This window comes from Sphingobium sp. 15-1, from assembly GCF_013375535.1.
GTDB lineage: Bacteria > Pseudomonadota > Alphaproteobacteria > Sphingomonadales > Sphingomonadaceae > Sphingobium > Sphingobium aromaticivastans.
On record NZ_JABXJG010000002.1, the window covers coordinates 1,342,993 to 1,364,042 of the forward strand.

Annotated in this window: 19 protein-coding genes and 2 pseudogenes; 13 read left to right on the plus strand and 8 right to left on the minus strand. The window is 58.9% G+C overall.

Going from position 1 to position 21,050, the window contains the following annotated elements:
• Nucleotides 1–59: 59 nt before the first annotated feature.
• Nucleotides 60–1,298, minus strand: coding sequence for a cytochrome P450 (locus HUK72_RS22080; RefSeq protein WP_176598672.1), 1,239 nt, complete (start codon nucleotides 1,296–1,298; stop codon nucleotides 60–62).
• 312 nt (nucleotides 1,299–1,610) lie between these two features.
• On the opposite strand from HUK72_RS22080, the gene HUK72_RS22085 reads away from it, so the two are divergent.
• From HUK72_RS22085 to HUK72_RS22095, 3 genes are all read left to right on the plus strand, one after another.
• The gene (locus HUK72_RS22085) at nucleotides 1,611–3,335 is read left to right on the plus strand and encodes an amidohydrolase family protein (protein WP_176598673.1); all 1,725 of its coding nucleotides are present in this window, start codon (nucleotides 1,611–1,613) and stop codon (nucleotides 3,333–3,335) included.
• A gap of 251 nt (nucleotides 3,336–3,586) precedes the next feature.
• On the plus strand, nucleotides 3,587–5,896 hold the full coding sequence (locus HUK72_RS22090) for a TonB-dependent receptor (RefSeq protein WP_176598674.1): 2,310 nt from the start codon (nucleotides 3,587–3,589) through the stop codon (nucleotides 5,894–5,896).
• A gap of 95 nt (nucleotides 5,897–5,991) precedes the next feature.
• Nucleotides 5,992–7,110: an amidohydrolase family protein gene (locus tag HUK72_RS22095; protein ID WP_176598675.1), complete on the plus strand. Its 1,119-nt coding sequence runs from the start codon at nucleotides 5,992–5,994 to the stop codon at nucleotides 7,108–7,110.
• Nucleotides 7,111–7,688: 578 nt separating this feature from the next.
• Here HUK72_RS22095 and HUK72_RS22100 read toward each other — a convergent pair.
• The 4 genes and pseudogenes from HUK72_RS22100 to HUK72_RS22110 form a co-directional block, all read right to left on the minus strand.
• Nucleotides 7,689–8,558 carry a HEPN domain-containing protein gene (locus HUK72_RS22100; RefSeq protein ID WP_176598676.1) on the minus strand — a complete coding sequence of 290 codons (870 nt, stop codon included), beginning with the start codon at nucleotides 8,556–8,558 and terminating at the stop codon, nucleotides 7,689–7,691.
• Complete coding sequence (locus HUK72_RS22105; RefSeq protein WP_176596369.1) at nucleotides 8,522–10,153, minus strand: transposase; 1,632 nt, start codon at nucleotides 10,151–10,153, stop codon at nucleotides 8,522–8,524. The genes HUK72_RS22100 and HUK72_RS22105 overlap by 37 nt, the downstream gene beginning before the upstream one ends.
• 64 nt (nucleotides 10,154–10,217) lie before the next feature.
• Nucleotides 10,218–10,349: pseudogene (locus HUK72_RS27400) on the minus strand (nucleotidyltransferase); the annotation flags it as partial.
• A gap of 43 nt (nucleotides 10,350–10,392) precedes the next feature.
• The gene (locus HUK72_RS22110) at nucleotides 10,393–10,944 is read right to left on the minus strand and encodes an RES family NAD+ phosphorylase (RefSeq protein WP_369806045.1); all 552 of its coding nucleotides are present in this window, start codon (nucleotides 10,942–10,944) and stop codon (nucleotides 10,393–10,395) included.
• Here HUK72_RS22110 and HUK72_RS22115 point away from each other — a divergent pair.
• Nucleotides 10,934–11,118 (plus strand): annotated as a pseudogene (locus HUK72_RS22115) (IS481 family transposase); the annotation flags it as partial. The gene HUK72_RS22110 and the pseudogene HUK72_RS22115 sit on opposite strands and share 11 nt — an antisense overlap.
• 98 nt (nucleotides 11,119–11,216) lie before the next feature.
• Here the strand turns inward: HUK72_RS22115 and HUK72_RS22120 are convergent.
• Complete coding sequence (locus HUK72_RS22120; protein ID WP_176598678.1) at nucleotides 11,217–11,690, minus strand: PaaI family thioesterase; 474 nt, start codon at nucleotides 11,688–11,690, stop codon at nucleotides 11,217–11,219.
• Complete coding sequence (locus tag HUK72_RS22125; RefSeq protein ID WP_176598679.1) at nucleotides 11,687–12,271, minus strand: TetR/AcrR family transcriptional regulator; 585 nt, start codon at nucleotides 12,269–12,271, stop codon at nucleotides 11,687–11,689. Before HUK72_RS22125 ends, HUK72_RS22120 begins: the two co-directional genes overlap by 4 nt.
• A 106-nt stretch (nucleotides 12,272–12,377) precedes the next feature.
• Between HUK72_RS22125 and HUK72_RS22130 the strand changes: the two genes are divergently transcribed.
• Genes HUK72_RS22130 through HUK72_RS22155 form a run of 6 tightly spaced genes read left to right on the plus strand, consistent with a single transcriptional unit; the run spans nucleotide 12,378 to nucleotide 18,142 of the window.
• Complete coding sequence (locus HUK72_RS22130; protein WP_176598680.1) at nucleotides 12,378–13,166, plus strand: SDR family oxidoreductase; 789 nt, start codon at nucleotides 12,378–12,380, stop codon at nucleotides 13,164–13,166.
• 41 nt (nucleotides 13,167–13,207) lie between these two features.
• The gene (locus HUK72_RS22135) at nucleotides 13,208–14,302 is read left to right on the plus strand and encodes an alkene reductase (protein WP_176598681.1); all 1,095 of its coding nucleotides are present in this window, start codon (nucleotides 13,208–13,210) and stop codon (nucleotides 14,300–14,302) included.
• Between the two features lie 15 nt (nucleotides 14,303–14,317).
• Entirely contained in the window at nucleotides 14,318–15,319 is a 1,002-nt protein-coding gene (locus HUK72_RS22140) for an NADP-dependent oxidoreductase (RefSeq protein ID WP_176598682.1), read from the plus strand.
• Nucleotides 15,320–15,340: 21 nt separating this feature from the next.
• A complete protein-coding gene (locus tag HUK72_RS22145) occupies nucleotides 15,341–16,192 on the plus strand; it encodes an alpha/beta fold hydrolase (protein ID WP_176598683.1) in 852 nt (283 codons plus the stop codon).
• A gap of 33 nt (nucleotides 16,193–16,225) precedes the next feature.
• The gene (locus HUK72_RS22150; protein WP_176598924.1) at nucleotides 16,226–17,206 is read left to right on the plus strand and encodes an aldo/keto reductase; all 981 of its coding nucleotides are present in this window, start codon (nucleotides 16,226–16,228) and stop codon (nucleotides 17,204–17,206) included.
• Between the two features lie 27 nt (nucleotides 17,207–17,233).
• Nucleotides 17,234–18,142: a hypothetical protein gene (locus HUK72_RS22155; protein ID WP_176598925.1), complete on the plus strand. Its 909-nt coding sequence runs from the start codon at nucleotides 17,234–17,236 to the stop codon at nucleotides 18,140–18,142.
• Nucleotides 18,143–18,316: 174 nt separating this feature from the next.
• Here HUK72_RS22155 and HUK72_RS22160 read toward each other — a convergent pair whose 3' ends face one another.
• Nucleotides 18,317–19,246: a HEPN domain-containing protein gene (locus HUK72_RS22160; RefSeq protein WP_176598684.1), complete on the minus strand. Its 930-nt coding sequence runs from the start codon at nucleotides 19,244–19,246 to the stop codon at nucleotides 18,317–18,319.
• A gap of 235 nt (nucleotides 19,247–19,481) precedes the next feature.
• Here HUK72_RS22160 and HUK72_RS22165 point away from each other — a divergent pair, with 235 nt between their 5' ends.
• From HUK72_RS22165 to HUK72_RS22175, 3 genes are all read left to right on the plus strand, one after another.
• Nucleotides 19,482–19,997, plus strand: a complete 516-nt coding sequence (locus HUK72_RS22165; protein WP_255325913.1) for a tyrosine-type recombinase/integrase — start codon at nucleotides 19,482–19,484, stop codon at nucleotides 19,995–19,997.
• Nucleotides 19,987–20,343, plus strand: a complete 357-nt coding sequence (locus HUK72_RS22170) for a DUF2958 domain-containing protein (RefSeq protein WP_176598686.1) — start codon at nucleotides 19,987–19,989, stop codon at nucleotides 20,341–20,343. Before HUK72_RS22165 ends, HUK72_RS22170 begins: the two co-directional genes overlap by 11 nt.
• Before the next feature lie 83 nt (nucleotides 20,344–20,426).
• Nucleotides 20,427–20,738, plus strand: coding sequence for a hypothetical protein (locus tag HUK72_RS22175; protein ID WP_176598687.1), 312 nt, complete (start codon nucleotides 20,427–20,429; stop codon nucleotides 20,736–20,738).
• Nucleotides 20,739–21,050 lie beyond the last annotated feature (312 nt).

A 21,050-nucleotide genomic window follows, 5' to 3' on the forward strand; every position in this document is an offset into this window, starting at 1 on the left:
ATAGATCATCACGGATGTAATGCCTTGTACTGGAAGGTCGGGCATCGCCCGATACCCATCTATCGGCGGCTATAACTTACCGGCAGATGCTCGATGGCGCGGAACATCCAGTTATGCGCGTAAGTCACCGACGATCCTGGCTGCACGCGGATGTCGCGCACGGTGTCGAGCAGGGCGCGAAAACCCCAATATAGCTCGCGTCTCGCCAGATAAGACCCAAGACAGGCGTGGGCGCCCGAGCCAAAGGACAGATGCGTCGCTGCATTGTCCCGCTCCAGATTCACAGATGCCGGGCAGGCGAAGTGGCCATCGTCCCGATTGGCCGCCGCCACGCGCAAGGCGACCAGCGCGCCCTGCGGAATGGTCGCGCCATGCAGCGAGATATCGCGTTTCGCCAGCCGATAAAGGCCGACCGCCGGCCCTTCCAGTCGCAGCACTTCCTCGGCAAAGCCGCGCAGCAGGTTGTCGGGATCGCTGGCAAGGCGATCCTGTAGCGCCCGGTCCTGACACAGCAGATAAATGCCGCTCGATAACGCCTTGGACGTCGTTTCACCCCCGGCCATGAACAAATCCAGCATGACATGCATCAGGATCTGCGCGTCGGTCATGCGGGCGCCGCTGGGCAGGTCGGCGTTCACGAATGCGCTGAGGATCGTGTCGTCGGGATGGGCGCGTTTGGATTCGATCAGCGCCATGAAATAATGTTGGGCCGCGATTTCCTTTCTGGCTCCCGCGATCTCCTCCTCTTCCGTTCCTACGAAACCCAGATTGGCCACCATCGCGTCCAGCGCGTCCTTGATGACCGGAAGGGCATCGGTTGGTGCGCCCAGCAGCCTGAAGATGATGCGCAGCGACATCTGTTCGCAGAATTGCGACACCATTTCAGCCTCGCCCTGATCTGCTATCGCTTCGGCAAGCGCATAGGCGATGTCCCTGATCTCATCCTCTTTCTCGCGAATCCTGCCGGCGCGCAGGAAACTTTCGAACAGGCGGCGCCTTTCGCGATAATCCTGGCCATCATAATGGCCGATCGCCCGTTCGCGCGGCCAGCCTTCATCCGCAAACAATTGGCGGATTCGCGCCGCCCGTGCAGGATCGGGATCGCCGCGCAGCCGTTCGCCGACATGTTCGGATGTCAGCGCCGTGTTGTCGCTCAACAGCGTCCGGCAATCCTCATAGCGGCTGACGACGTAGAAGCGCGCGACAGGATCGAAATAGATCGGCGCTTCGTTCAACAGATAGTCATGCGCCTGTTGCGGGCAGCGAATGACGTCGGCGTCCTTGAGCGAAATGGCCATCGATCTTCCTCGTCCTGTCTTCGTCCGGCTGTTCCCCGGCTATCCTTGATGAAGGAAGGGCGATGGAAGGCAGGTAGGCAAGACAGGTGGTCGATTATTACGGAGGTGATGGGAATGGTTGTCGCAGTGACGATTGCCATCAAGCATATGATGACTTTTTGCATAATTTGCTGGTCCGTGCACAGAATGATAATTCTGCAAGACCGACGTTCATAACCGGTCGTCCTCATTCCCCGGAAAGGGGAAGTGGTGCGTCTCCGGCAAGACTGATTCAGTTCATAGTCAGAACAGATAACAGATAGAGGAGAGGCCGTGCTCGATCTTGTCATCAGAAATGGGCTTGTGGTGGATGGCGGCGGGGGGCAGCCCTTTGCCGCCGACGTCGGCATCCGTGACGGGATCATCGTCGAGGTGGGAAGCATTGCCGCCAATGCTGCCGAGGAGATAGATGCGCGCGGGCATATCGTGACGCCCGGTTTCGTGGACATCCATACCCATTATGACGGCCAGGTCATCTGGGACACGCATCTGCGCGCATCGTCCGCCCATGGCGTGACGACTGTCGTCACGGGCAATTGCGGGGTCGGCTTCGCGCCGTGTCGCGCGACGGATCGCGAGCGGATGTATGCGCTGATGGAAGGGGTGGAGGATATTCCCGAAGTCGTGATGGCAAAGGGATTGAGTTGGGAATGGGAGAGCTTTCCCGAATATCTCGACGCCATCGAACGCCGGCCGCATGACATCGATGTCGCGGCCATGCTGCCGCATTCGCCGATGCGGGTCTATGTGATGGGAGAGCGCGGCTCCAATCGGGAGCCGGCGACGGATGACGACATGGCGCGCATGAAGGACATCACGCGCGAAGCGATGGAGGCGGGCGCGCTGGGTTTCGGGACATCGCGCCTCATTCTCCACCGCACGCGCGAAGGTTCGCTGATTCCGAGCTATGATGCAGGCGCGATGGAACTCAACGCTATCATGGCGGGCATCAGGGAATCGGGGTGCGGCGTCGTCCAGGCGGTTCTGAATCTGGGCGCTGGCGTGGACTTCGACCAGGAATTCGGCGTCTTCACGGATATGGTCGCTAACGCCGAACGACCCGCTTCCTATTCGCTTGCACAGACCTGGGACGCACCGCATCTTTGGAAACGGGCGCTCGAATTGACGGAAGAGGCGAATGACAAGGGGCTGGAAGTCCGGGCGCAGGTGATCGGCCGGCCGACCGGGCTGCTTTACGGGCTGGACCTATCCTTCCACCCCTTCTGTCGGCATCCGTCCTACATGGAAATTGCGGATTTGCCTCTGGTCGAGCGTGTGGCGCGCATGCGCACGCCGCAACTGCGCGAGCGGATATTGGCCGATGCTCAGCGACCCGATGATGATTTTCCGCTCCTGGTGCTGCTCAACAGGTTCGAATGGATGTTCCCCATGGGCGACCCGCCCGTATATGAGCCGGCGCCCGAACTCAGCATCGCTGCGCAGGCCCAGGCGCAGGGGCGCACGCCCTATGAAGTCGCCTATGACCTGTTGCTGGAGGATGATGGACACGCCATTATTTTCCAGGCCGTCGCTAATTATGTCGAAGGCAATCTGAACGTCGTGCGGGAAATGCTGTCGAACCGGCACACCTTGTTGGGTCTGGGCGATGGCGGCGCGCATTATGGGGTCATTTCGGATTCCAGCTATCCGACGTTCATGCTGACCTATTGGGGGCGGGACAGAAAGGACAGCGTTCTGAGCGTCCAGGAAATCGTGCGCAAACTTGCCGCCGATCCGGCCCATGCGGTCGGCCTTCACGATCGCGGCCGCATCGCGGTGGGTTATAAGGCGGACCTGAACGTCATCGATTTCGACAAGCTTCGGCTGGAGCCGCCGCAGGTTCATCACGATTTACCAGCGGGCGGTAAACGATTGATGCAGGGAGCAAGCGGCTTTCGCGCCACCATCGTCAGCGGCGTGATTATCCAGCGCGACGGTGGGCCGACGGATGCGCTACCAGGGCGCCTTGTACGCGGGGCGCAGTCGGTCCCCGCATAGTGGGCGATAGACCGATTTCCGAGCGATCGGGAATCGCTTCAGATTTATTGTGCCGCTTCCTTCCACAAGCGCTGGAAGGTTTGTTCTGGATTTTGAGAAGCGGTGCAATCCTCAAGGTAAATGCCTGAAAATAAAATATGTTAAAAAATCATCTTATACATGATCTAAATAGTAATCATATAAATATGATTGCAGAAAATATTCCATAAAATATTACTATTCATATAAATATTACATAGGAGGGTGAAGTTATGGGAGATTTTCGGGGGGGCGGACTGCGGCTGGCCTTGTGCGGATTTGCATTGATGATGCCGTTTGAAACTTTTGCACAGGGTGTCGATGAAATCATCGTGACGGCGCAGCGCCGGGAACAGGCTTTGCAAGATGTTCCCGTTTCGGTTTCGGTCGCGACGGGAGCGAGTCTGGCAAAGCAGGGCATCATCTCTCTGGCAGACCTCAGCACGCGGCAACCGAATCTGCGTATCGTTCAGGGATCGTCGGCGGATCAATTGCACATCCGAGGCACCGGGTCGGGTTATAATGGTGGTTTCGAACAATCTGTCGCGACTTTCGTGGATGGCGTCTATCGCAGCCGGGCTCGTTCCACACGTCTTGCATTGTTCGACATCGAGCGCGTCGAAGTGCTGAAGGGGCCGCAGACTACCTTCTTCGGGGCTAACGCCATCGCAGGTGCGCTCAATATCACTACCAAGCACCCTGCCGACCACTTTGAACTTAACGCGCTTGCTCTCTATTCGCCGAGCGATGGGGAATATAATACCGAACTGGGCGTGACGGTGCCGTTGTCGGACAGCTTGAGCCTACGCGCCGCCGGCCGGTTTTCCGGCATGGATGGTTATGTGAATTTCGATCGCGATGTCGATGGTCCACACCTTAATGATCGGCAGGGACGGATTTCGCTTGCCTGGAATCCCAGCGACAGGATCGAAATATTTGCGCGGTTTGATGCAGCGCGGATGCGCGACCGAGGCGCGTTTCCCATGGAAATCTACGGTTGCCCGCCAAAGGGACTGCCCGCAACGGGCATTTGCGCGGCTGCTATTGCGCAATTCGGACCCATTGATGACAAGATAGACTATCATTCCGATGGCGCTTTTTCCGGTCGATTCAACCTCAACATGCGTGAGGGGCTGATCAACAGCCGGATTGCCTTTGAAAGCTTCGACCTCATCCTGTCGACGGCCTATATCGACCAGAATCTGCGTGCGATCGTCGATACGGCGCCATTTCCCGGATTGTCGGTGACCGGAACCGGGACAAGGGTGCCCGTCAACACCGGTGAGGACTATCAGCAGTTCAGCCAGGAGATCAGGCTGCAATCGACCGCCGATGGCCCGTTACAATATATGATCGGCGCCTATTATGAGCATGGCGATCTATTTACCGACACCTATACGGGCCTCTATCTTGCCAACCTTGCGGCTGCGGCACCGGCCTTTTTCCCCAATCGGACGCCGATTGCGATTGATTGGAACTTTCATCAGAAATCCCAGACGATGTCCGGCTTTGCGTCGCTTACCTACAATCTGACGGACGCGCTGAGCATAAGCGGGGGTCTTCGTTATTCGCGCGTCAGGAAAAAAGCGAGCAGAAGTGCGCTAATGGGAACGGGCGGCCGGTTGTATGTCACGCCTGAAGACTTCGTCGCAGCGCCTGAAGCGGCGCAGCTTCTTCTGGCGCGCGCGGCGGCTGTCGATCGCTCGCAATTTGCGGCGCCGCGGCGGGTGGATTCGGAATGGATGCCGAGTGTCAACCTGCGTTATGAATTCTCTCCCGATGTCATGGCCTATGCCTCCTTTTCGAAAGGATTCAAGGCGGGCGGTTATGGCTTCGTTTCGCCGGACACCTTCGAACCGGAAACGGTCAAGGCCTATGAGGCGGGTCTGAAAGCCTATTGGTTCGGCCGTCGGCTGCTGACAAATATTGCCGTGTTCCGCAGCGACTATGACAATCTTCAGGAATCGCAGAACATCACCACCGTAGCAGGCATCCCCTCGCTGGTTATCGGCAATGCGGCGAAATCGCGGGCCGAAGGCGTCGAGTTCTCCGGGCAATGGAAGGTCAGTTCCGCGCTCAATCTGTTTACGGAAGTCGCCTATCTCGATTCCAAATATGTGAGTTTCCCGAACGCCTCCTGCAATCCCATCCAGGCGGCCGGGCTGACTTCCTGCGTCCAGGACCTATCAGGACGACCGCGACCATTTGCATCGAAATGGTCGGGCAGTGCAGGAGGTGACGTGACCCTTCCTCTTGGTAATAGTCTGCAATTCGAAGCAGGTGCCGTTGCCTACTTCACAAGCAGCTTCTATTCACAATCCGTCCTGGGCGCCCCCGTCCGCCAACCCGCTTACGGCAAACTCGACCTGCGCGCCGGGCTGGGCGCGCCCGACGGGAACTGGAAATTTTCGATTATTGCCAAGAATGTTCTGAACCAGAAGACAGCGTCCTTCAGAAACTATGCATCGGGGACGTCAGGCACCGGCAGTGTTATCGCGGATAGGCCGCGCTCCATCGCGCTTCAACTCAGCTATTCCATGTAGGCGCCGGGGCGAAGGCAAAGAGGGCGACTATTGTCTCGCGCTTTTTGCAGGCTCCCGGGAAAATTCTTTCTCTAGACGAACGAAGGAGAGTTAGGATGGATTTTCCAGTTATTTCCGCCGATTCCCATGTAACCGAACCACCTAATACCTATATCGACTATGCCGATCCCGATTTTCGTGATCGCGCGCCTCGTCTTGCTGAAGAGGAGGAGGGCGTGGCCTTCGATATCGAAGGTATGGGCAAGTTCCGTATCGCTGTGGCGGCGGGGGCAGGCATTCCGCCTGAACAGCGTACTGAACGCCTGAAGAACATGTCCGATCTGCATCGTAGCGGATGGGATTCCCGCTATCGCTTGGAGGACCAGAAAAAAGACGGCGTGGCCGCCGAAATAATCTATCCTACTGTCGGCATGATCCTGTGCAATCACCCGGATATCGATTTCAAGGTTGGCTGCTTCAACGCATATAATCGCTGGATCGCTGAATATTGCGCGTTTGCGCCCAATCACCTGCTTGGTGTCGGTCAGACAGCAATGCGAGCGCCACAGGAGGGGATCCGGGATATCGAGGCCATCAAGGCCGCCGGCCTGCGCGGCGTTATGATGCCGGGCGTGCCCGGCGTCGAAGATTATGATTCGCCGATCTACGATGATTTTTGGGCAGCTGCCGTCGAAAATGACGTTCCGCTCGCATTCCACATCCTCGCCGTCGGGGGGCATGAGTTCAAATATCGCGGCGAGAAGGTCAACATCTTTTCGATGGTGCTTCGCGGCGTGCAAGATGTCATTGGAATGATGATCTTTGGTGGCGTTTTTGAACGCCACCCAAAGCTCAAGATCGTCTGTGTCGAAGGCGATGCTGGATGGCTGCCCCATTGGGGTCATCGCTTGGATAGGGCCTACGTTGAGCATCGTCATCATCTTGGCAGTCGTGGGCTGACAAAGATGCCATCGGAGTATTTTTTCGAAAATATCTATTTCACATTTCAGGACGATCCGATTGCGTTTCGATGTGCGGACATGATGAATTGGAAGCGACTTATGTGGGCTAATGACTTCCCTCATTCGGACGCGACATGGCCGCACAGCCAGAAGATATTGGAAGAGCAAACACGATGTGTCACGGAAGAACAGAAGCGAGCCATTCTTTGTGAGAATGCGGCAGATCTTTACAAGATCGATCTTACTGTTTTTGATAAGGCAATCGCCGTGTAGAAGTGTATTGCCGGATAAATAATTCACCGGTACTTCGGAAGATTTAAGTATAGAAATGCAATCCAGATGGGTAAATATTACATTATAAAATTCAGGAAAAGAACGAATTTAATTATTGATACGATATAAAGGTGGTGTAAAGATCATTCATAAAATTAAAGCATGGTTCAATTAATTTGATTCGGAATGCGCTTATTATTGTGAATATCTATTGATAAATCTAAAATTTATATCGAAATTGCAACGTGTCAGTACGGGGATAACCGGATATAAAGGTATTAACCTGCTAGATTTCACGGAAATGAAGGCCATCTCTATAGTGTATTTTATTGAAGATATTCTTGATGTTTCCGGTGAGCGGTCAGGCTACCGTTCGATCTTCTACACCTGGACGGAAATTGGTGAGTGGACACCCTCTGTCATTGGGTGCCGATCTACCTTGTAGTCCGGCACCCAATGACAGAAGGTGTCCAGGTTAGTCGAGCGGCATTACTGGCGCCAGAGGTAGCGTCCGAGGTTAATTCCGTGAGCGAGTAATTAGAGGGGCCGGAATTCCAGAAATGGAGATCATGGCCTCTTTACAGGCTTGTCAGGTCCAGGCGGGTGCGCAACTCGGCCAATTTCTCCTGACAGAGTTCGTTTACGACGGTTCCAAGAAGCTCGATACGTTCGGAGAGGTAAGTGAATTCCTCTTCGGTCATCTTGAAGTGATCGGAGTGTCGGGCCTTCACGTAGGCGTCCTTGAGTTTTAGAAAGCGCGCCTCGACCTTTCGAATTTCTCGTGGCCAGACATCAATCAGGCGCGGTGAAATCCGTTCTGCCAGGGAGCGTAGATACTTTAGATTATGACTATATGGCGTGTAGAAGGTGAAAACGAGAAGGATGCAGTAGTACAGCCGTTCACAAGCTTGCTGGAGATTGTAGGCTGCATCTGGATACCTGCCGTTCTCGTGACAATACTGAAATATCATCTTGGACGATATCGCAAGATCAAACCATTGATCGAAATAACCTTGGGCCATGTCATAGGCTTGCTGCGGTGTTTTTGGCTTTGGCTTGTGAAGCTCACTATTGTCGGATTGGTAAAGCGCAATGCCATCGCGCGCTATATCCATGAAGAAATATCGGCCATGAGCCAGGCCGTCGTTCACTTCCTGAAGCGTGTGAACAATGAAATTGACCGGCGCGCGCAAGCGATTCAGGATCATGAATTCCCTATCAATGCGCTCGGCAGCCTTATCCCAATATTGGAGCCAATCCGTCAATTCCTTCTGGTTGACGATGACAAGGAGGTCGAAATCCGAGCGATAGCCTCTCTCGGTGTGGGGCTCATGCACCCAGCGTCCGGTAGCATATGATCCGTAGAGAATTATCTTGAGGATGCGCGTAACCGGGGCAGATTCCCGGGCGTTCAGGCTGGGGCGTGCCGGACGAGGTCTGGTAGCCATTGGACGTGTGGTGCGCCGGGGACAGCGAAGCGGTCGCCGAGGAATTGGTAGAAAGAGATGCGCAGCTTGGCGCATGTCTTGAGCAGGCCAATCATGGTGTCGCGGGCGATCCTTCCGGCCTGGCTGACGGTGCCGCCGGAGATTTTGCGCTTGGTGACGAAGGCGCGGATATCGTTTTCCGAACCATTGGTGTGCAGGGGGATTTCCGGGCGCTCGAGGACGCGAAGCAACTGTGCCTTCTGGCGATGGAGGCGCGTGAGCAGCCGGTCGAGCATCACGTAACCGGTGCGCCTGGTGAAGATACGGTCGAAGCGGACCCGCAGGGCTCTGGCCCGTTTGGGATCGGGATAGCGCTGCCATGCCTTGAGGTCGGCATAAAGCCACCAGATCAGGGTGCGTTTGAGCTCGACGGCGTCACGATCTTTCTTCGAGCTGGGCTGGAGCTTGTGCACCAGCCGCTCGCAATGGACCCAGCACAGAGCATGATTGTCTCCGACCCGGAACTGGCCGGCACCATCGGAGACGATCGCCGTGTCGCCCAGCAAGCCTTGTTCGCTGATGGCACCCCACAGGGCACTTTCGGTAGCGACCTTGACCGGATCGGGCTGGACGTTGAGCTTGTCGAAGTCCAGCGCCGCAAGGTGGGCAGCCCAGGCCTCGGCACAAGCGAAGCGCTTGTCACCATGGCTTGCAAGGGCATCGATCTGGGCCGCCGCCATGTTCATCTCGCGCATCCGGGCCACTGCCACGTCATTGACGACATGCTCGCTGCGCCCGGCCTGGAGCAGACCCAGAAAGGCGGCACGGGACTTGGACACGCCACTCCGGAACACCGCAAAGCGCTGGTCACCCAGTTGCGTGACATAGCCATTGCGCCGGGCATGGGGAGCGCTGGTGTCATCGACGCTGATCCACCGGGCGGTCTCCAGTCCTGTGCGCAAAACGGCCTGATCTTCAGCCACCAGGGCTTCAAGTCCCCTGCTCAGAAGACGGACAACTTGCCGCTTGGAGATTTGCAGGCCCATTCCGTTCAAGATGGCTGTCAGCCGTTCACTCGTCATCTGCCCCTGGAAGTGACCTGCGGCAATGAAGCGGCGAAGCTCGGAGCCAAAGCCACCCAGGATGCCCGGCGGCAGAGGCGCCAATATCCGCTCGCCCGTCGCCGCCTCCCAGCGTTCCCGGCGATAGCGGACCACCTCGACGCTGATCTTCAGATCCTGCACCAGCACGTCTTCGTAGCCGCGAAACCTCGATCCGGCAGGCGCATCCGCCTTCAGCTTCACTTCTGACGTTACAGCCAGCTTGTCACGCACCGATCCCCGGCCGCGTTTACGGCCTTTCTTGCTCTTCGGCTTCGATGTTGCCTGCTCCATCCCCGATGGCTTCGTCTTGAACTTCGGTCGCGGCGGCAGCCCTTTCAGCCGCGCGATCTCGTCCTTCAGGGCCGCAATCTCGGCATCTTTCAGTGCTACTACCGCAGCATGCTCGTCCTGAGAATCCTGAAGCGACTTCACCTGCGCCGCCAGCGCACCAACCACACGGCGTAAATCGGCAAAACCGCCATCGTCGTCAGGGCCAGATCCACCGGGAGTCATCCAAAGTGTGAATCACAAACCGTGAAGCTTGAAAAGACCCCTGCACGGAAATTTGCCCCGCTTACAGGATGCGCCCAAGCTTTCGCGGTCCCGTCGGTTCTCCGTGAGCGTCCTCGAATTCCTCGAAAAGGATCTGAACAACGCGATCCAATTCGCGGCGCTTGTTTGCGGGAAGATGATCGAGGTCCGTTTTCATAAGTCTTTATCGCGTCAATTAGGCAACCATGGCCTATTACGGCCTATGGCTCAACATAGATTTTGCCAAATTTCTGAGACAGTTTGGCGGCATCCGAGGGGAGGAAGGGGAGGTTGGTGTTGGGGCTCTCCGCGATTGACGAGGCGGCCCGATCAAAGATGGCGACGCAATGCTGATTGTCGAAGCGTGACGTGTAAAGGATGCCGTCCGCGCTGGTGGTGGCATGGATGCGGGCGCTCACGGCCCAGGTCTTTGCATAGGCATCGCCATGAAGATCGGTGAATGAAAGGCCAAGCTTGGAAACTCCGCTGTTAACAAGGGGGTAAAGACGCAGGTGGCTGGTCACCAGCAATTCGCTTCGAACGCGCGCGTTCACTGCGGTGGAGAGCACAAATGGAATGTGGGGCGATCGGACCAGCGTCTCTCCGAACGCTGTCTCAAGCTTCCGGGCCGCATAGAGGAGCTTGAAACTGCCGTCGGGTGCGTCAAATCGGCCGTTCGGGTCCACGTCCGTCGGCCCGAAAAAGAGAGGGTGCATTGCGGATCGAGGAGCGCGCTTTGTCGCTTGTTGATGAGGTTTCGTGATGGTGCAGATACATCTCCAAGCCCGGACCCCGCCTGTTGTGCGGGCGGAAATCGCCCGCTCGGCTGAGCCCGCCAGTGTCGTGGCCAGGCGCTATGGCATCAGCGACGAATGGTCCGCAGGTGGCGGAAACGTGGAGACCAGGCGGTCCTGGATCGCTCAAGCTCGCACCTTCGTCTGGCCTGGTCCTCTCAGATCTCTACAGAGAAGTCGGGGGCGAGCGGAGGCTACGAAGGTGGAGCTGGAAAGTCCGGTTGAGCATGTCTGAAAGGATGTGCTTTCGTTCATGTTGAACTAGTAGTAGCCATAAACTCGATTGGGAAAATGAGCAGCGTTGACGTCGCGGAGGCGCAGAGACGTCCTTGGGAATCGACTAGCTTCGCTTCTGAGAAAGCGACACGACGACCGAGCGTCACCAGTTTGCCCTCCGCACGCACCGGTCCGCTTTGCTCGCTCAAGGCACGATGATAGGCAACTTTCAATTCCAGCGTCGTGTAGCCTTGACCTGCCGGAAGGCTCGAATGCACCGCGCACCCGCAGGCGCTGTCAAGGAGCGTCGCCGCGTAACCACCATGCACCGAGCCGATGGGATTGAAGACCTTGCGCGTGGGCGCTCCCTCGAACACGACACGGCCGCGCTCCAGTTCGATGAGGGCGAAGTCAAGCGTTTCGCCAATCGGCGGTTGGATATTGGCTTTCATTAATGCTGCAAGCTGGTCGTGCCCGTCGAGGCCGGCCGCGCTTTCGAGAATATTCATGCCATGTGCTTCCCGTCCGCCGAAGTTTCCTGGCTTGACGCGTTCTTGCCGTCGATCCAGGCGCGCGTCTTGGTCAGCAATTCTTCCGATAGCACAGGATCGTCGATCGACCGCGCCAGGATGAGCGCACCGACCATTGCCGACCAGTTGCCGATCGCGCTCAGACGGCGCTGGTCCGCATCTTTCCCGGGCATGACATTTGCAAAGCTATCGATCTGCGTTGCGAGCACCTGCCCCATTGAAGCGCGGGCTTCAGGTGATTGTTGCCGCATCAACCCAGCCAAAGCGGCCGTCGGGCAGCCGAGGCCAGGATGATCACGGTGAGGAAGCGACAGATAGGTGTCCATCCAGGCAGCGATACCGTCAGGCGCTGACTGATTGCCGAGGGAATGGGTGATGGTGTGAGCGATCAGATCGTCCTTCGATTGGAAATGCCCATAGAAGCCGCCATGGGTAAGCCCCGAGGCCTTCATAACCTCCGCGACGCTTACCGCATCGAAGCCCTTCTCGCGAAACAGGCGTCCAGCTTCGGTCAGGATGCGACTGCGGTTATGCGCCATCTGCTCCCGGCTGACTTTCATGTCGAACTATCTCCACGCACTATTGACATTTTCATGATGACCATCATATAAGTCATTCATGATAATCGTCATGAATATAGTTCAATGTTGAAAAAGGGCAATCCCCATGACCGCCAAACCAACCGTTCTTGTTACCGGTGCCTCTACCGGCATTGGCGCGGCCTATGCTGAGCGATTCGCGCGACGTGGCCACGATCTGGTACTGGTCGCCCGCAATGTAGGGCGGATGGAGGCACTGGCGGATAGCCTGCGCGGCGAAACCGGCGTTGCGATCGATATCTTGCCCGCTGACCTGGCCGATCCTGGCGAGCGCGCCACGGTCGAGGCGCGGCTGCGCGAGGATGGGCGGATCGATATCCTCATCAACAATGCCGGTACGACCTTGCCTGGAAACTTCATCGGCCAATCGACGGATGATATCGAACGGCTGGTGAGCCTGAATACGACCGCGATGGTGCGGCTCGCCCACGCTATCGCCCCACGCCTCGCGCAGTCGGGCAAGGGAGCGATCGTCAACATCGGCTCGGTGGTGGGTTTCGCGCCGGAATTCGGAATGGCCGTCTATGGCGCCACCAAGGCCTTCGCCCTTCACCTCTCGCAGGCCCTGAACGTTCAGCTCGGACCCCAGGGCATATATGTTCAGGCGGTTCTGCCTGCCACGACCCGCACCGAAATCTGGGGTCATGCCGGCGTCGATGTCGACACCATGGGGGCTGTGATGGAAGTAGACGACCTGGTTAACGCCGCGCTCGCGGGCTTCGATCGCCGTGAGGCGGTTACTATCCCGCCGCTGCACGATGTCGCAAAATGGGACGCCTACGAGACGGCCCGACAGGCGATGCTGCCCGGCATTAGCCAGTCCCGCCCGGCCGATCGCTACCTGGCGACTGCCTGATCCGCCTCTCGGACTCCCCATCCAATACGGAAGATGGACCCATGACCAATACCGACCTGTTCAAACCCTATGATCTCGGCGACCTTACGCTTGCAAACCGCATCGTCATGGCACCACTGACCCGAAACCGCGCCGGCGCGGGGCTGGTCCCAAGCGATTTCGCAGCCGAATATTACGCCCAGCGTGCGAGCGCCGGATTGATCATCACCGAAGCGACGCAGGTCTCCAAGCAGGCGCAAGGCTATCAGGAGACGCCCGGCATCTACACACCCGAGCAGATTGCAGGCTGGCGGAAAGTGACCGATGCGGTACACGCCAAGGGCGGGCGCATCTTCGTCCAGCTCTGGCATGTCGGCCGCGTCAGCCATGTCGATCTGCATGGCGGACAATCGCCCGTCGCGCCATCTGCGATCCGTGCCGAAGCCAAGACGTTCGTGAACAACGGATTCGTGGATGTGTCGGAACCGCGCGCGCTCGAACTGGACGAGATACCTGTCATCGTGGAAGATTTCCGCCGCGCTTCCGCAAGTGCGATCGCGGCCGGGTTTGATGGCGTCGAGATACATGGCGCGAACGGTTATTTGCTGGACCAGTTTCTGCGGGAAACCGCCAATGTCCGCACCGACGCCTATGGCGGTTCGATCGAGAACCGCGCAAGGTTGCTGCTCGAAGTGACGGCGGCGGTGGCGAACGAGATCGGCGCGCAGCGCACAGGCGTGCGCCTTTCGCCGGTGTCGCCAGCAAGTGGCATCGTTCCTGCAGGCGACGAGCAGCCGCAGTTCAACCATGTTGTCGAAGCCTTCGACGGACTCGGAATCGCCTACATCCATATTGTTGAAGGCGCGACCGGCGGACCGCGCGATGCGGCACCGTTCGATTTCGATGCGCTGCGGCAGCGTTTCCGCAACAGCTACATCGCCAACAACGGCTATGATCTGGAACTGGCCAGATCCCGGCTCGCCGCAGGCAAGGCTGACCTGTTCGCCTTTGGCCACCATTACATCGCCAACCCCGATCTGGTCGAGCGGCTGGAGAACGGCGTCCCGCTCGCGCAGCTTAATCCGGCCACACTCTACGGCGGCGGTGCCGAGGGATATATCGATTATCCAAATGCCACTGTCGCGGCTGACGCCTGATTGGGAACATACGCCATGAAAGCCTTCATTTTGGACCGCTACGGCAAGACGCAGGCGCTGCGCCTTGGCGACTGGCCTGAACCTGACATCGGCCCTGACGACGTTCTGGTCGAGGTGGGGGCGGCAGGCCTCAATCTGCTCGATGCCAAGCTCCGCAATGGTGAGTTCAAACCAATCCTGTCATACAAGACCCCGCTTGTTCTGGGCCACGATCTGGCTGGCACGGTCGTTAAGGTCGGTGCCAACGTGCGGCGCTTCAAGGCGGGCGATGCGGTCTACGCCCGACCGCGCGACGGGCAGATCGGCACTTTCGCCGAGCGGATCGTCGTCAAGGAAGCCGATCTCGCTCCCAAGCCTGCCAATCTCTCGATGGTGGAAGCGGCATCGATCCCGCTGGTTGCGCTGACCGCCTGGCAAGTGCTGGTCGAGCGGGCGAATATTCGACCCGGGCAGAAGATACTGATCCATGCCGGATCGGGCGGCGTCGGCACGATCGCCATCCAGCTCGCCAAGCATCTCGGTGCGACGGTCGCGACCACGGCCAGCGCCGCCAACGCCGCGCTGGTGAGGGAACTGGGCGCGGATATCGTCATCGACTATCGTACCCAAAAGTTCGAGGAAGAACTGTCGGGCTATGACGTCGTCCTCAACAGTCTCGATGCCACGACGCTGGAAAAGTCGCTCAAGGTCTTGAAGCCGGGCGGCAAACTGATCTCCATCTCCGGCCCGCCCGATCCGGCATTTGCGCGCGCGCAGGGCTTGAATGGGGTGCTTTGGTTCGTGCTGCGACTGCTGAGCGGCGGCATCCGGCGCAAGGCAAAGGCTGTGGGCGTCGATTATTCCTTCCTCTTCATGCACGCCGACGGTCGGCAGCTCAAAGAGATCGGCAAGCTGATCGAGGACGGCACGATCCGTCCCGTGGTCGATCGCACCTTCCCGTTCGAAAAGCTGAACGAAGCCTTCGCTTATATCGAAACCGGCCGCGCCAAAGGCAAGGTCGTCGTCACGCTCAGGTGACGCCTTCAAGGAAATGCGATCATGGCACTCTATACCCGCAACGCCGACTGGAAGATCGCACCGACCCGTCATGTCGAAGCCGCTGGCACGCATATTGCGTATCGCCAGCTCGGGCCTCAGGCTCGCGTGCCGGTGGTGCTGCTCAACCACTGGGGCGCGAACCTCGACAATTTCGATCCGCGCATTGTCGAGGGACTGGCAACGGATCGGCCGGTCTACGCGCTCGACTATCGCGGAATCGGCACGTCGGGTGGTGAGGCTCCGCTAACCGTCAAGGACATGGCGGACGACATGGTCGCCGCGATCCGTGCGCTGGGGCTGGCCTCTGTCGACCTGATCGGCTTCTCGCTCGGCGGCTTTGTCGCGCAGCAGATCCTCATTGATGCGCCCGATCTTGTCCGCCGCGCCATCCTCGCGGGCACCGGTCCGGCGGGCGGAGCGGGTATCGAGCGGGTCGGCGCCGTCTCCTGGCCGCTGATCATCAAGGGGCTACTGACGTTCCGCGATCCCAAGACATATCTCTTCTTCACCTCCAGCACGGATAGCAGGCGCGCCGCCAAGGCGTTCCTCGCCCGATTGAGGGAACGGACCCGCGATCGCGACAAAGCCGTGCCGCCCAAGGCGTTTCTGCGACAGCTTGACGCCATCAAAGCCTGGGGCCTGCAAGCCGCGCAGCCCCTGGACGCTATCCACACACCCGTGCTCGTGGTCAATGGCGATCATGACATCATGGTGTTGACCGAAAACTCGATCGACATGGCGCACCGTATCCCGGGTGCCGAACTCGTCCTGTATCCCGACGCGGGGCATGGCGGCATCTTCCAGTATCATGAGGCCTTTCTGACAAGGGCCCGGACCTTCCTCGCCGCCTGACCCGCCGATACTGCACACATGAGGATCTAGATGATGAACTATGCATCTTTCGGCCGCACCGGGCTGCAGCTTTCGCGACTGGCGCTAGGCACCGGTAATTTCGGCACAGGCTGGGGCTATGGCGCAGACGCTGAAACGGCGATTGCCATATTGGACGCCTATGCCGCAGCAGGCGGCAATTTCATCGATTCCGCCGATGTCTATCAGTTCGGCCAATCTGAAGAGATTCTCGGTAAGGCGCTGGAAGGGCGGCGCGAGGATTTCCTGCTGGCAACCAAATTCAGCAGCGGTACCGCGCCGGACGCCAACCGGCTGGTGACGGGCAACAGCCGCAAGGCCATGGTCGCCTCGGTCGAAGCGAGCCTGAAACGGCTGAAGACGGACCGGATCGACCTTTACTGGGTGCACCATCCCGATGGCCAGACGCCGATGGAAGAGATTGTGCGCGGCCTCGACGACCTCGCGCGCGCCGGTAAAATTCTCTACGCTGGACTCTCGAACTTTCCGGCCTGGCGGCTGGCGCGCGCGGCCACGCTCGCGGAACTGATTCGCGCGGTGCCGATCGCCGCCGCGCAGTTTGAGCACAGCCTTGTCCATCGTGAACCGGAAGCCGATATGTTCCCCGCCTGCACCGCGCTGGGGATCGCCGCAGTGACATGGTCGCCGCTGGGCGGCGGCGTACTGACCGGCAAATATCGCAAGGGGGAAACAGGTCGCGCCGAAGGTTTTGGTGGTCGCGTCTTTCAGGCGGAAAACACACCGCTCCGCACGGCCACCGTCGATGCTGTGCTGCAGGTGGCCGAAGAAGCCGGCACCAGTGCCGATCGCGTCGCAATCGCCTGGGCCGCGACGCACGGTGCGGTGCCGATCATCGGGCCGCGCACGCTCGTCCAGCTCGAAAGCAATCTGGGCGCAGCAACACTGACCCTTTCGGCTGAGCAGGTTGCGCGTCTTGATGCCACCAGTGCGCCTGCGGGAGCGCCGCCCCGCGCGGCGATACACCCTGTCGCCTGATACTGGAGTCAGACCATGGCCTCGCTGATGAACCTTCTCGCACAACCCCTTACCTTACCCAACGGCGTCGTGCTTAAGAACCGCCTTGCCAAAGCGGCGATGAGCGAAACGCTGGGCACCTGGGCCAATCGGCCAACCGCTGGCCTTGCCACACTCTACGAGCGTTGGGCTGCTTCGGGACTGGGGCTGATCATCACCGGCAACGTCATGATCGACTGTCGCGCTCTGGGCGAGCCGGGCAACGTCGTCATCGAGGATACGGCCGACCTGCCCGTACTGCGCGATTGGGCAAGCGCGGCAACGGCACAGGGTGCCGCGATTTGGGCGCAGCTCAACCATCCCGGCAAGCAGGCGACCAAGGGCCTCAATGCCGAGACGATCGCACCCTCCGCTGTCCCGTTCCGCGAAGATATGCAGGGACTGTTCGCAACGCCCCGTGAAATGACCGCGGCGGAGGTCGAGGACGTGGTCCGTCGCTTCGGCGTGAGTGCGGCGGTGTGCAAGGCGGCTGGCTTTACCGGCGTGCAGATCCACGGCGCGCATGGCTATCTGATCAGCCAGTTCCTCTCACCGCATCATAACCGGCGAACCGATGACTGGGGTGGCACGCCCGAAAAGCGCCGTCGCTTCGTGCTGGCGGTCTATCAGGAGATACGGGGGCAGGTCGGTGCCGAATTTCCGGTCGCGATCAAGCTTAACTCGGCTGATTTTCAGCGCGGCGGCTTTAGCGAGGCAGAATCGCTGGACACGATCCGTGCGCTTGCGCAAGCCGGTGTCGACCTCATCGAGATTTCGGGCGGAACTTACGAGGCGCCGGCGATGAGCGGAGGGCTGGAGGATAGCAAAGCCTCGACACGCGAGCGGGAAGCCTATTTGCGGATTCCGGCGAAGCCGGCCACTAATTCCGACACGAAGTCGGCCACCGCACCGATTTGAAGCCGGCCACCATTCCGATCTGATGTCGGCCATCTGGATGGCTCGTGCGGGTCTTGTTAATTGATGTCCTGATCTGTCTTGTTTGGTCAAGTGTCGAGTGACGAGACGCGCCTTTTGCGGAGGCTCTCGCCGGTTAGATCGATGCGGTATGCGTTGTGAACGACGCGATCCTGCTTATTGACTTGCCAGGTCCAGGTGGGAGCGCAATTCGGCCAACTTCTCCTGACAGAGCTCATTTACAACGGTTCCAAGAAGCTCGACACGTTCGGAGAGGTAGGCGAATTCCTCTTCCGTCATCGTAAACTGATCCGAGTGCCGGGCCTTCACATAGGCATCCTTCAGCTTCAGAAAGCGCGCTTCCACCTTCCGAATTTCTCGCGGCCAGACATCAATCAGGCGTGGCGAAATCCGTTCTGCTAGGGAGCGTAAGTATTTAAGATTGTGACTATACGGGGTATAAAAAGTGAAAACGAGAAGTACGCTGTAGTACAACTGCTCACATGTCTGTTGGAGATTGTAGGCTGCATGGGAAAACTGCTTGTTGTCGTAGAAGAATTGAAACCCCATGCGCGACGCTACGGCAAGATTAAACCATTGGTCAAAATAAGCTTGGGCCATGTCATAGGCTTGCTGCGGTGTTTTCGGCTTGGGTGTATGTAGCTCACTGTTGTCCGACTGGTAAAGCGCGATGCCATCGCGCTTTATGTCCATGAAGAAATATCGGCCATGGGCCAGTCCATCGTTTACCTCTTGCAATGTGTGCACGATGAAATTGACGGGTGCGCGCAAGCGGTTCAGGATCATAAATTCCCGATCAATGCGCTCGGCAGCCTTATCCCAATATTTGAGCCAGTCCGTCAATTCCTTCTGGTTGACGATGACGAGGAGGTCGAAATCCGAGCGATAGCCTCTCTCGGTGTGAGGCTCATGTACCCAGCGTCCCGTGGCGTAGGAGCCGTAGAGAATTATCTTGAGTATGCGTCCCAGCTTGCGCCGGCCGGTGGGTTCTCCAAGCGCGTCCTCGAATTCCTCGAACAATATTTGAACAACGCGATCCAGTTCGCGACGTTTGTTCGAGGGAAGGTGGTCCAGATCCGTTTTCATATGCCTTTGTCGCTCTACCCGCTCACCATGGCCTAATGATGCCTAAGGCTCAACATAGATTTTCCCGAATTTTTCCGCCAACTTGGCGGCTTCTGAGGGGGATAGGGAACGCTTCACATTGGGACTTTCCGCGATGGATGATGCTGCGCGATCGAACAGGGCGACGCGGCGCTGATTGTCGAAGCGCGACGTATAGAGAATGCCATCCGCAGTGGTGGTGCCGTGGATATCCGAGTTGACCGGTCTCCAGCTCGACGATGTGAACCGCCCTACGGTCGATGCGGTCCATGTGCTGGGGAAAGGTCGCCGCGAACGCGTGCTCCCGCTCTGGAAGGAAACGCAGACGGTCTTGCGCGACTGGCTGCGGATACGACCGGCGGCCGACGATCAAGCTGTGTTCCTCAACGCCCGCGGCGAAGCAATGGGGAGGCACGGCTTCGCCAACCGCCTCGCGGCGCACGTCAAGACGGCTCAGCGATCCGCCCCGAGCTTGACCCGCAAAAGCGTAACGCCGCACGTTTTGCGGCACACCTGTGCGATCCATACCTTGGAGGCGACTGGCGATATCAGGCGGGTTGCGCTGTGGCTCGGTCATAGCAGCGTTACCAGCACTGAGATCTATCTCCGGATCGATCCGAGCGAGAAGCTCGACATCCTCGACGCGGGCGCTCCGCCGCAGATCAAGCGCGGCACCTTCAACGGCGTATCTGACCGGCTGCTGGCCATGCTGGAGGCAAGCCATGCGCGATAATTATGTGAAGCAATCCATGGCCGGTGCCGCGCAATGCGGCACCGGAGGGCAAGCCCTCAACATAACGCAGTGCTCGACATACTTCGGCCTTGCGGACCTTGGCTTTGGTTGCCCTGAACTGGGCTATTTCAGCCTGATGGAAATCACCGCGATCCGGCTTCCTTTCGGTCTCAGGGTCGAGCGGGACATTGCCTTCAACAGTCTGACGCCGATTTCCATCTGGTCCGATTGGTCGCGGCGCACTGGTTCGATCATCTCGGCGCAAGCGAAACTGGCCCAAGCGCCCCATCCGCTACCACCCGGCTTTGATCCCGACATGATCGGACAGGGCGGCCCGTCCCGTTGATCTGACACCCCATCGACGAAAGGCCGGGGTCGCCTCAGCGATCCTGACTTCTCCCCCAACCAATCCCAGAATCGGAGCATGACATGACCCAAAATCCCAACGGCACTACCGCCGATGGCGCAGACCCGCTTTCGACTCTCAGGGCACGGCTTGAACGCGCCGCCGCCGAGGCGCAGCGGGGTTGCGGCCTCTCCTATGACCTCCATGTCCGACGCTTCAGCGCCGAAGCCGAATCGCTTCTGGACACGGTTGATCCCGATCTGCGGAGTGAGGCCGCCGCGATTGCTGCCGCGCTCGGATATGGTGATGACGAGGCGGATGCCGACTATGGGCCGGGCGTCTGCTCGCTCACCGGCATCGATGAATATTGCTGTCCTTGCGGGCGGCATCCTTGAAGGAAGCGCCGCCCGGACCGGCTCGCTCGCGTGTCGCGCGACCCGGCCGGACCGCGCGGCGCGACGCCTCGACCGGCCCCAAGACAACACCACAACTCTCTCACAGACGTCCCATTGTGCCAGACCGCCTTCACCTGCCTCAAGGATCGGTGGTCCCCCCAATTTAGCCGCCGCCGCCGCCACGCTTCGCGCGGCAGCGGCGGCAACTAAATCGGTTCCCCCACCGCCCGCTGCGCGGTCGCCGGCTGCGCCGGCGCTCCTTGACCCAGGCTCGGCGGCCCGACGCGGGACCTCCCGTCTTTTCGACATCAA

Excerpts from the sequence above, each read along its gene's own strand:
- HUK72_RS22145 (WP_176598683.1), top strand. The coding sequence starts at position 15,341 with ATGGCACTCTATACCCGCAACGCCGACTGGAAGATCGCACCGACCCGT.
- HUK72_RS22125 (WP_176598679.1), bottom strand. The coding sequence starts at position 12,271 with ATGAAAGTCAGCCGGGAGCAGATGGCGCATAACCGCAGTCGCATCCTG.
- HUK72_RS22175 (WP_176598687.1), top strand. The coding sequence starts at position 20,427 with ATGACCCAAAATCCCAACGGCACTACCGCCGATGGCGCAGACCCGCTT.
- HUK72_RS22095 (WP_176598675.1), top strand. The coding sequence starts at position 5,992 with ATGGATTTTCCAGTTATTTCCGCCGATTCCCATGTAACCGAACCACCT.
- HUK72_RS22135 (WP_176598681.1), top strand. The coding sequence starts at position 13,208 with ATGACCAATACCGACCTGTTCAAACCCTATGATCTCGGCGACCTTACG.
- HUK72_RS22140 (WP_176598682.1), top strand. The coding sequence starts at position 14,318 with ATGAAAGCCTTCATTTTGGACCGCTACGGCAAGACGCAGGCGCTGCGC.
- HUK72_RS22100 (WP_176598676.1), bottom strand. The coding sequence starts at position 8,558 with ATGGCTACCAGACCTCGTCCGGCACGCCCCAGCCTGAACGCCCGGGAA.
- HUK72_RS22080 (WP_176598672.1), bottom strand. The coding sequence starts at position 1,298 with ATGGCCATTTCGCTCAAGGACGCCGACGTCATTCGCTGCCCGCAACAG.
- HUK72_RS22170 (WP_176598686.1), top strand. The coding sequence starts at position 19,987 with ATGCGCGATAATTATGTGAAGCAATCCATGGCCGGTGCCGCGCAATGC.
- HUK72_RS22105 (WP_176596369.1), bottom strand. The coding sequence starts at position 10,153 with ATGACTCCCGGTGGATCTGGCCCTGACGACGATGGCGGTTTTGCCGAT.
- HUK72_RS22090 (WP_176598674.1), top strand. The coding sequence starts at position 3,587 with ATGGGAGATTTTCGGGGGGGCGGACTGCGGCTGGCCTTGTGCGGATTT.
- HUK72_RS22150 (WP_176598924.1), top strand. The coding sequence starts at position 16,226 with ATGAACTATGCATCTTTCGGCCGCACCGGGCTGCAGCTTTCGCGACTG.
- HUK72_RS22120 (WP_176598678.1), bottom strand. The coding sequence starts at position 11,690 with ATGAATATTCTCGAAAGCGCGGCCGGCCTCGACGGGCACGACCAGCTT.
- HUK72_RS22130 (WP_176598680.1), top strand. The coding sequence starts at position 12,378 with ATGACCGCCAAACCAACCGTTCTTGTTACCGGTGCCTCTACCGGCATT.
- HUK72_RS22160 (WP_176598684.1), bottom strand. The coding sequence starts at position 19,246 with ATGAAAACGGATCTGGACCACCTTCCCTCGAACAAACGTCGCGAACTG.
- HUK72_RS22155 (WP_176598925.1), top strand. The coding sequence starts at position 17,234 with ATGAACCTTCTCGCACAACCCCTTACCTTACCCAACGGCGTCGTGCTT.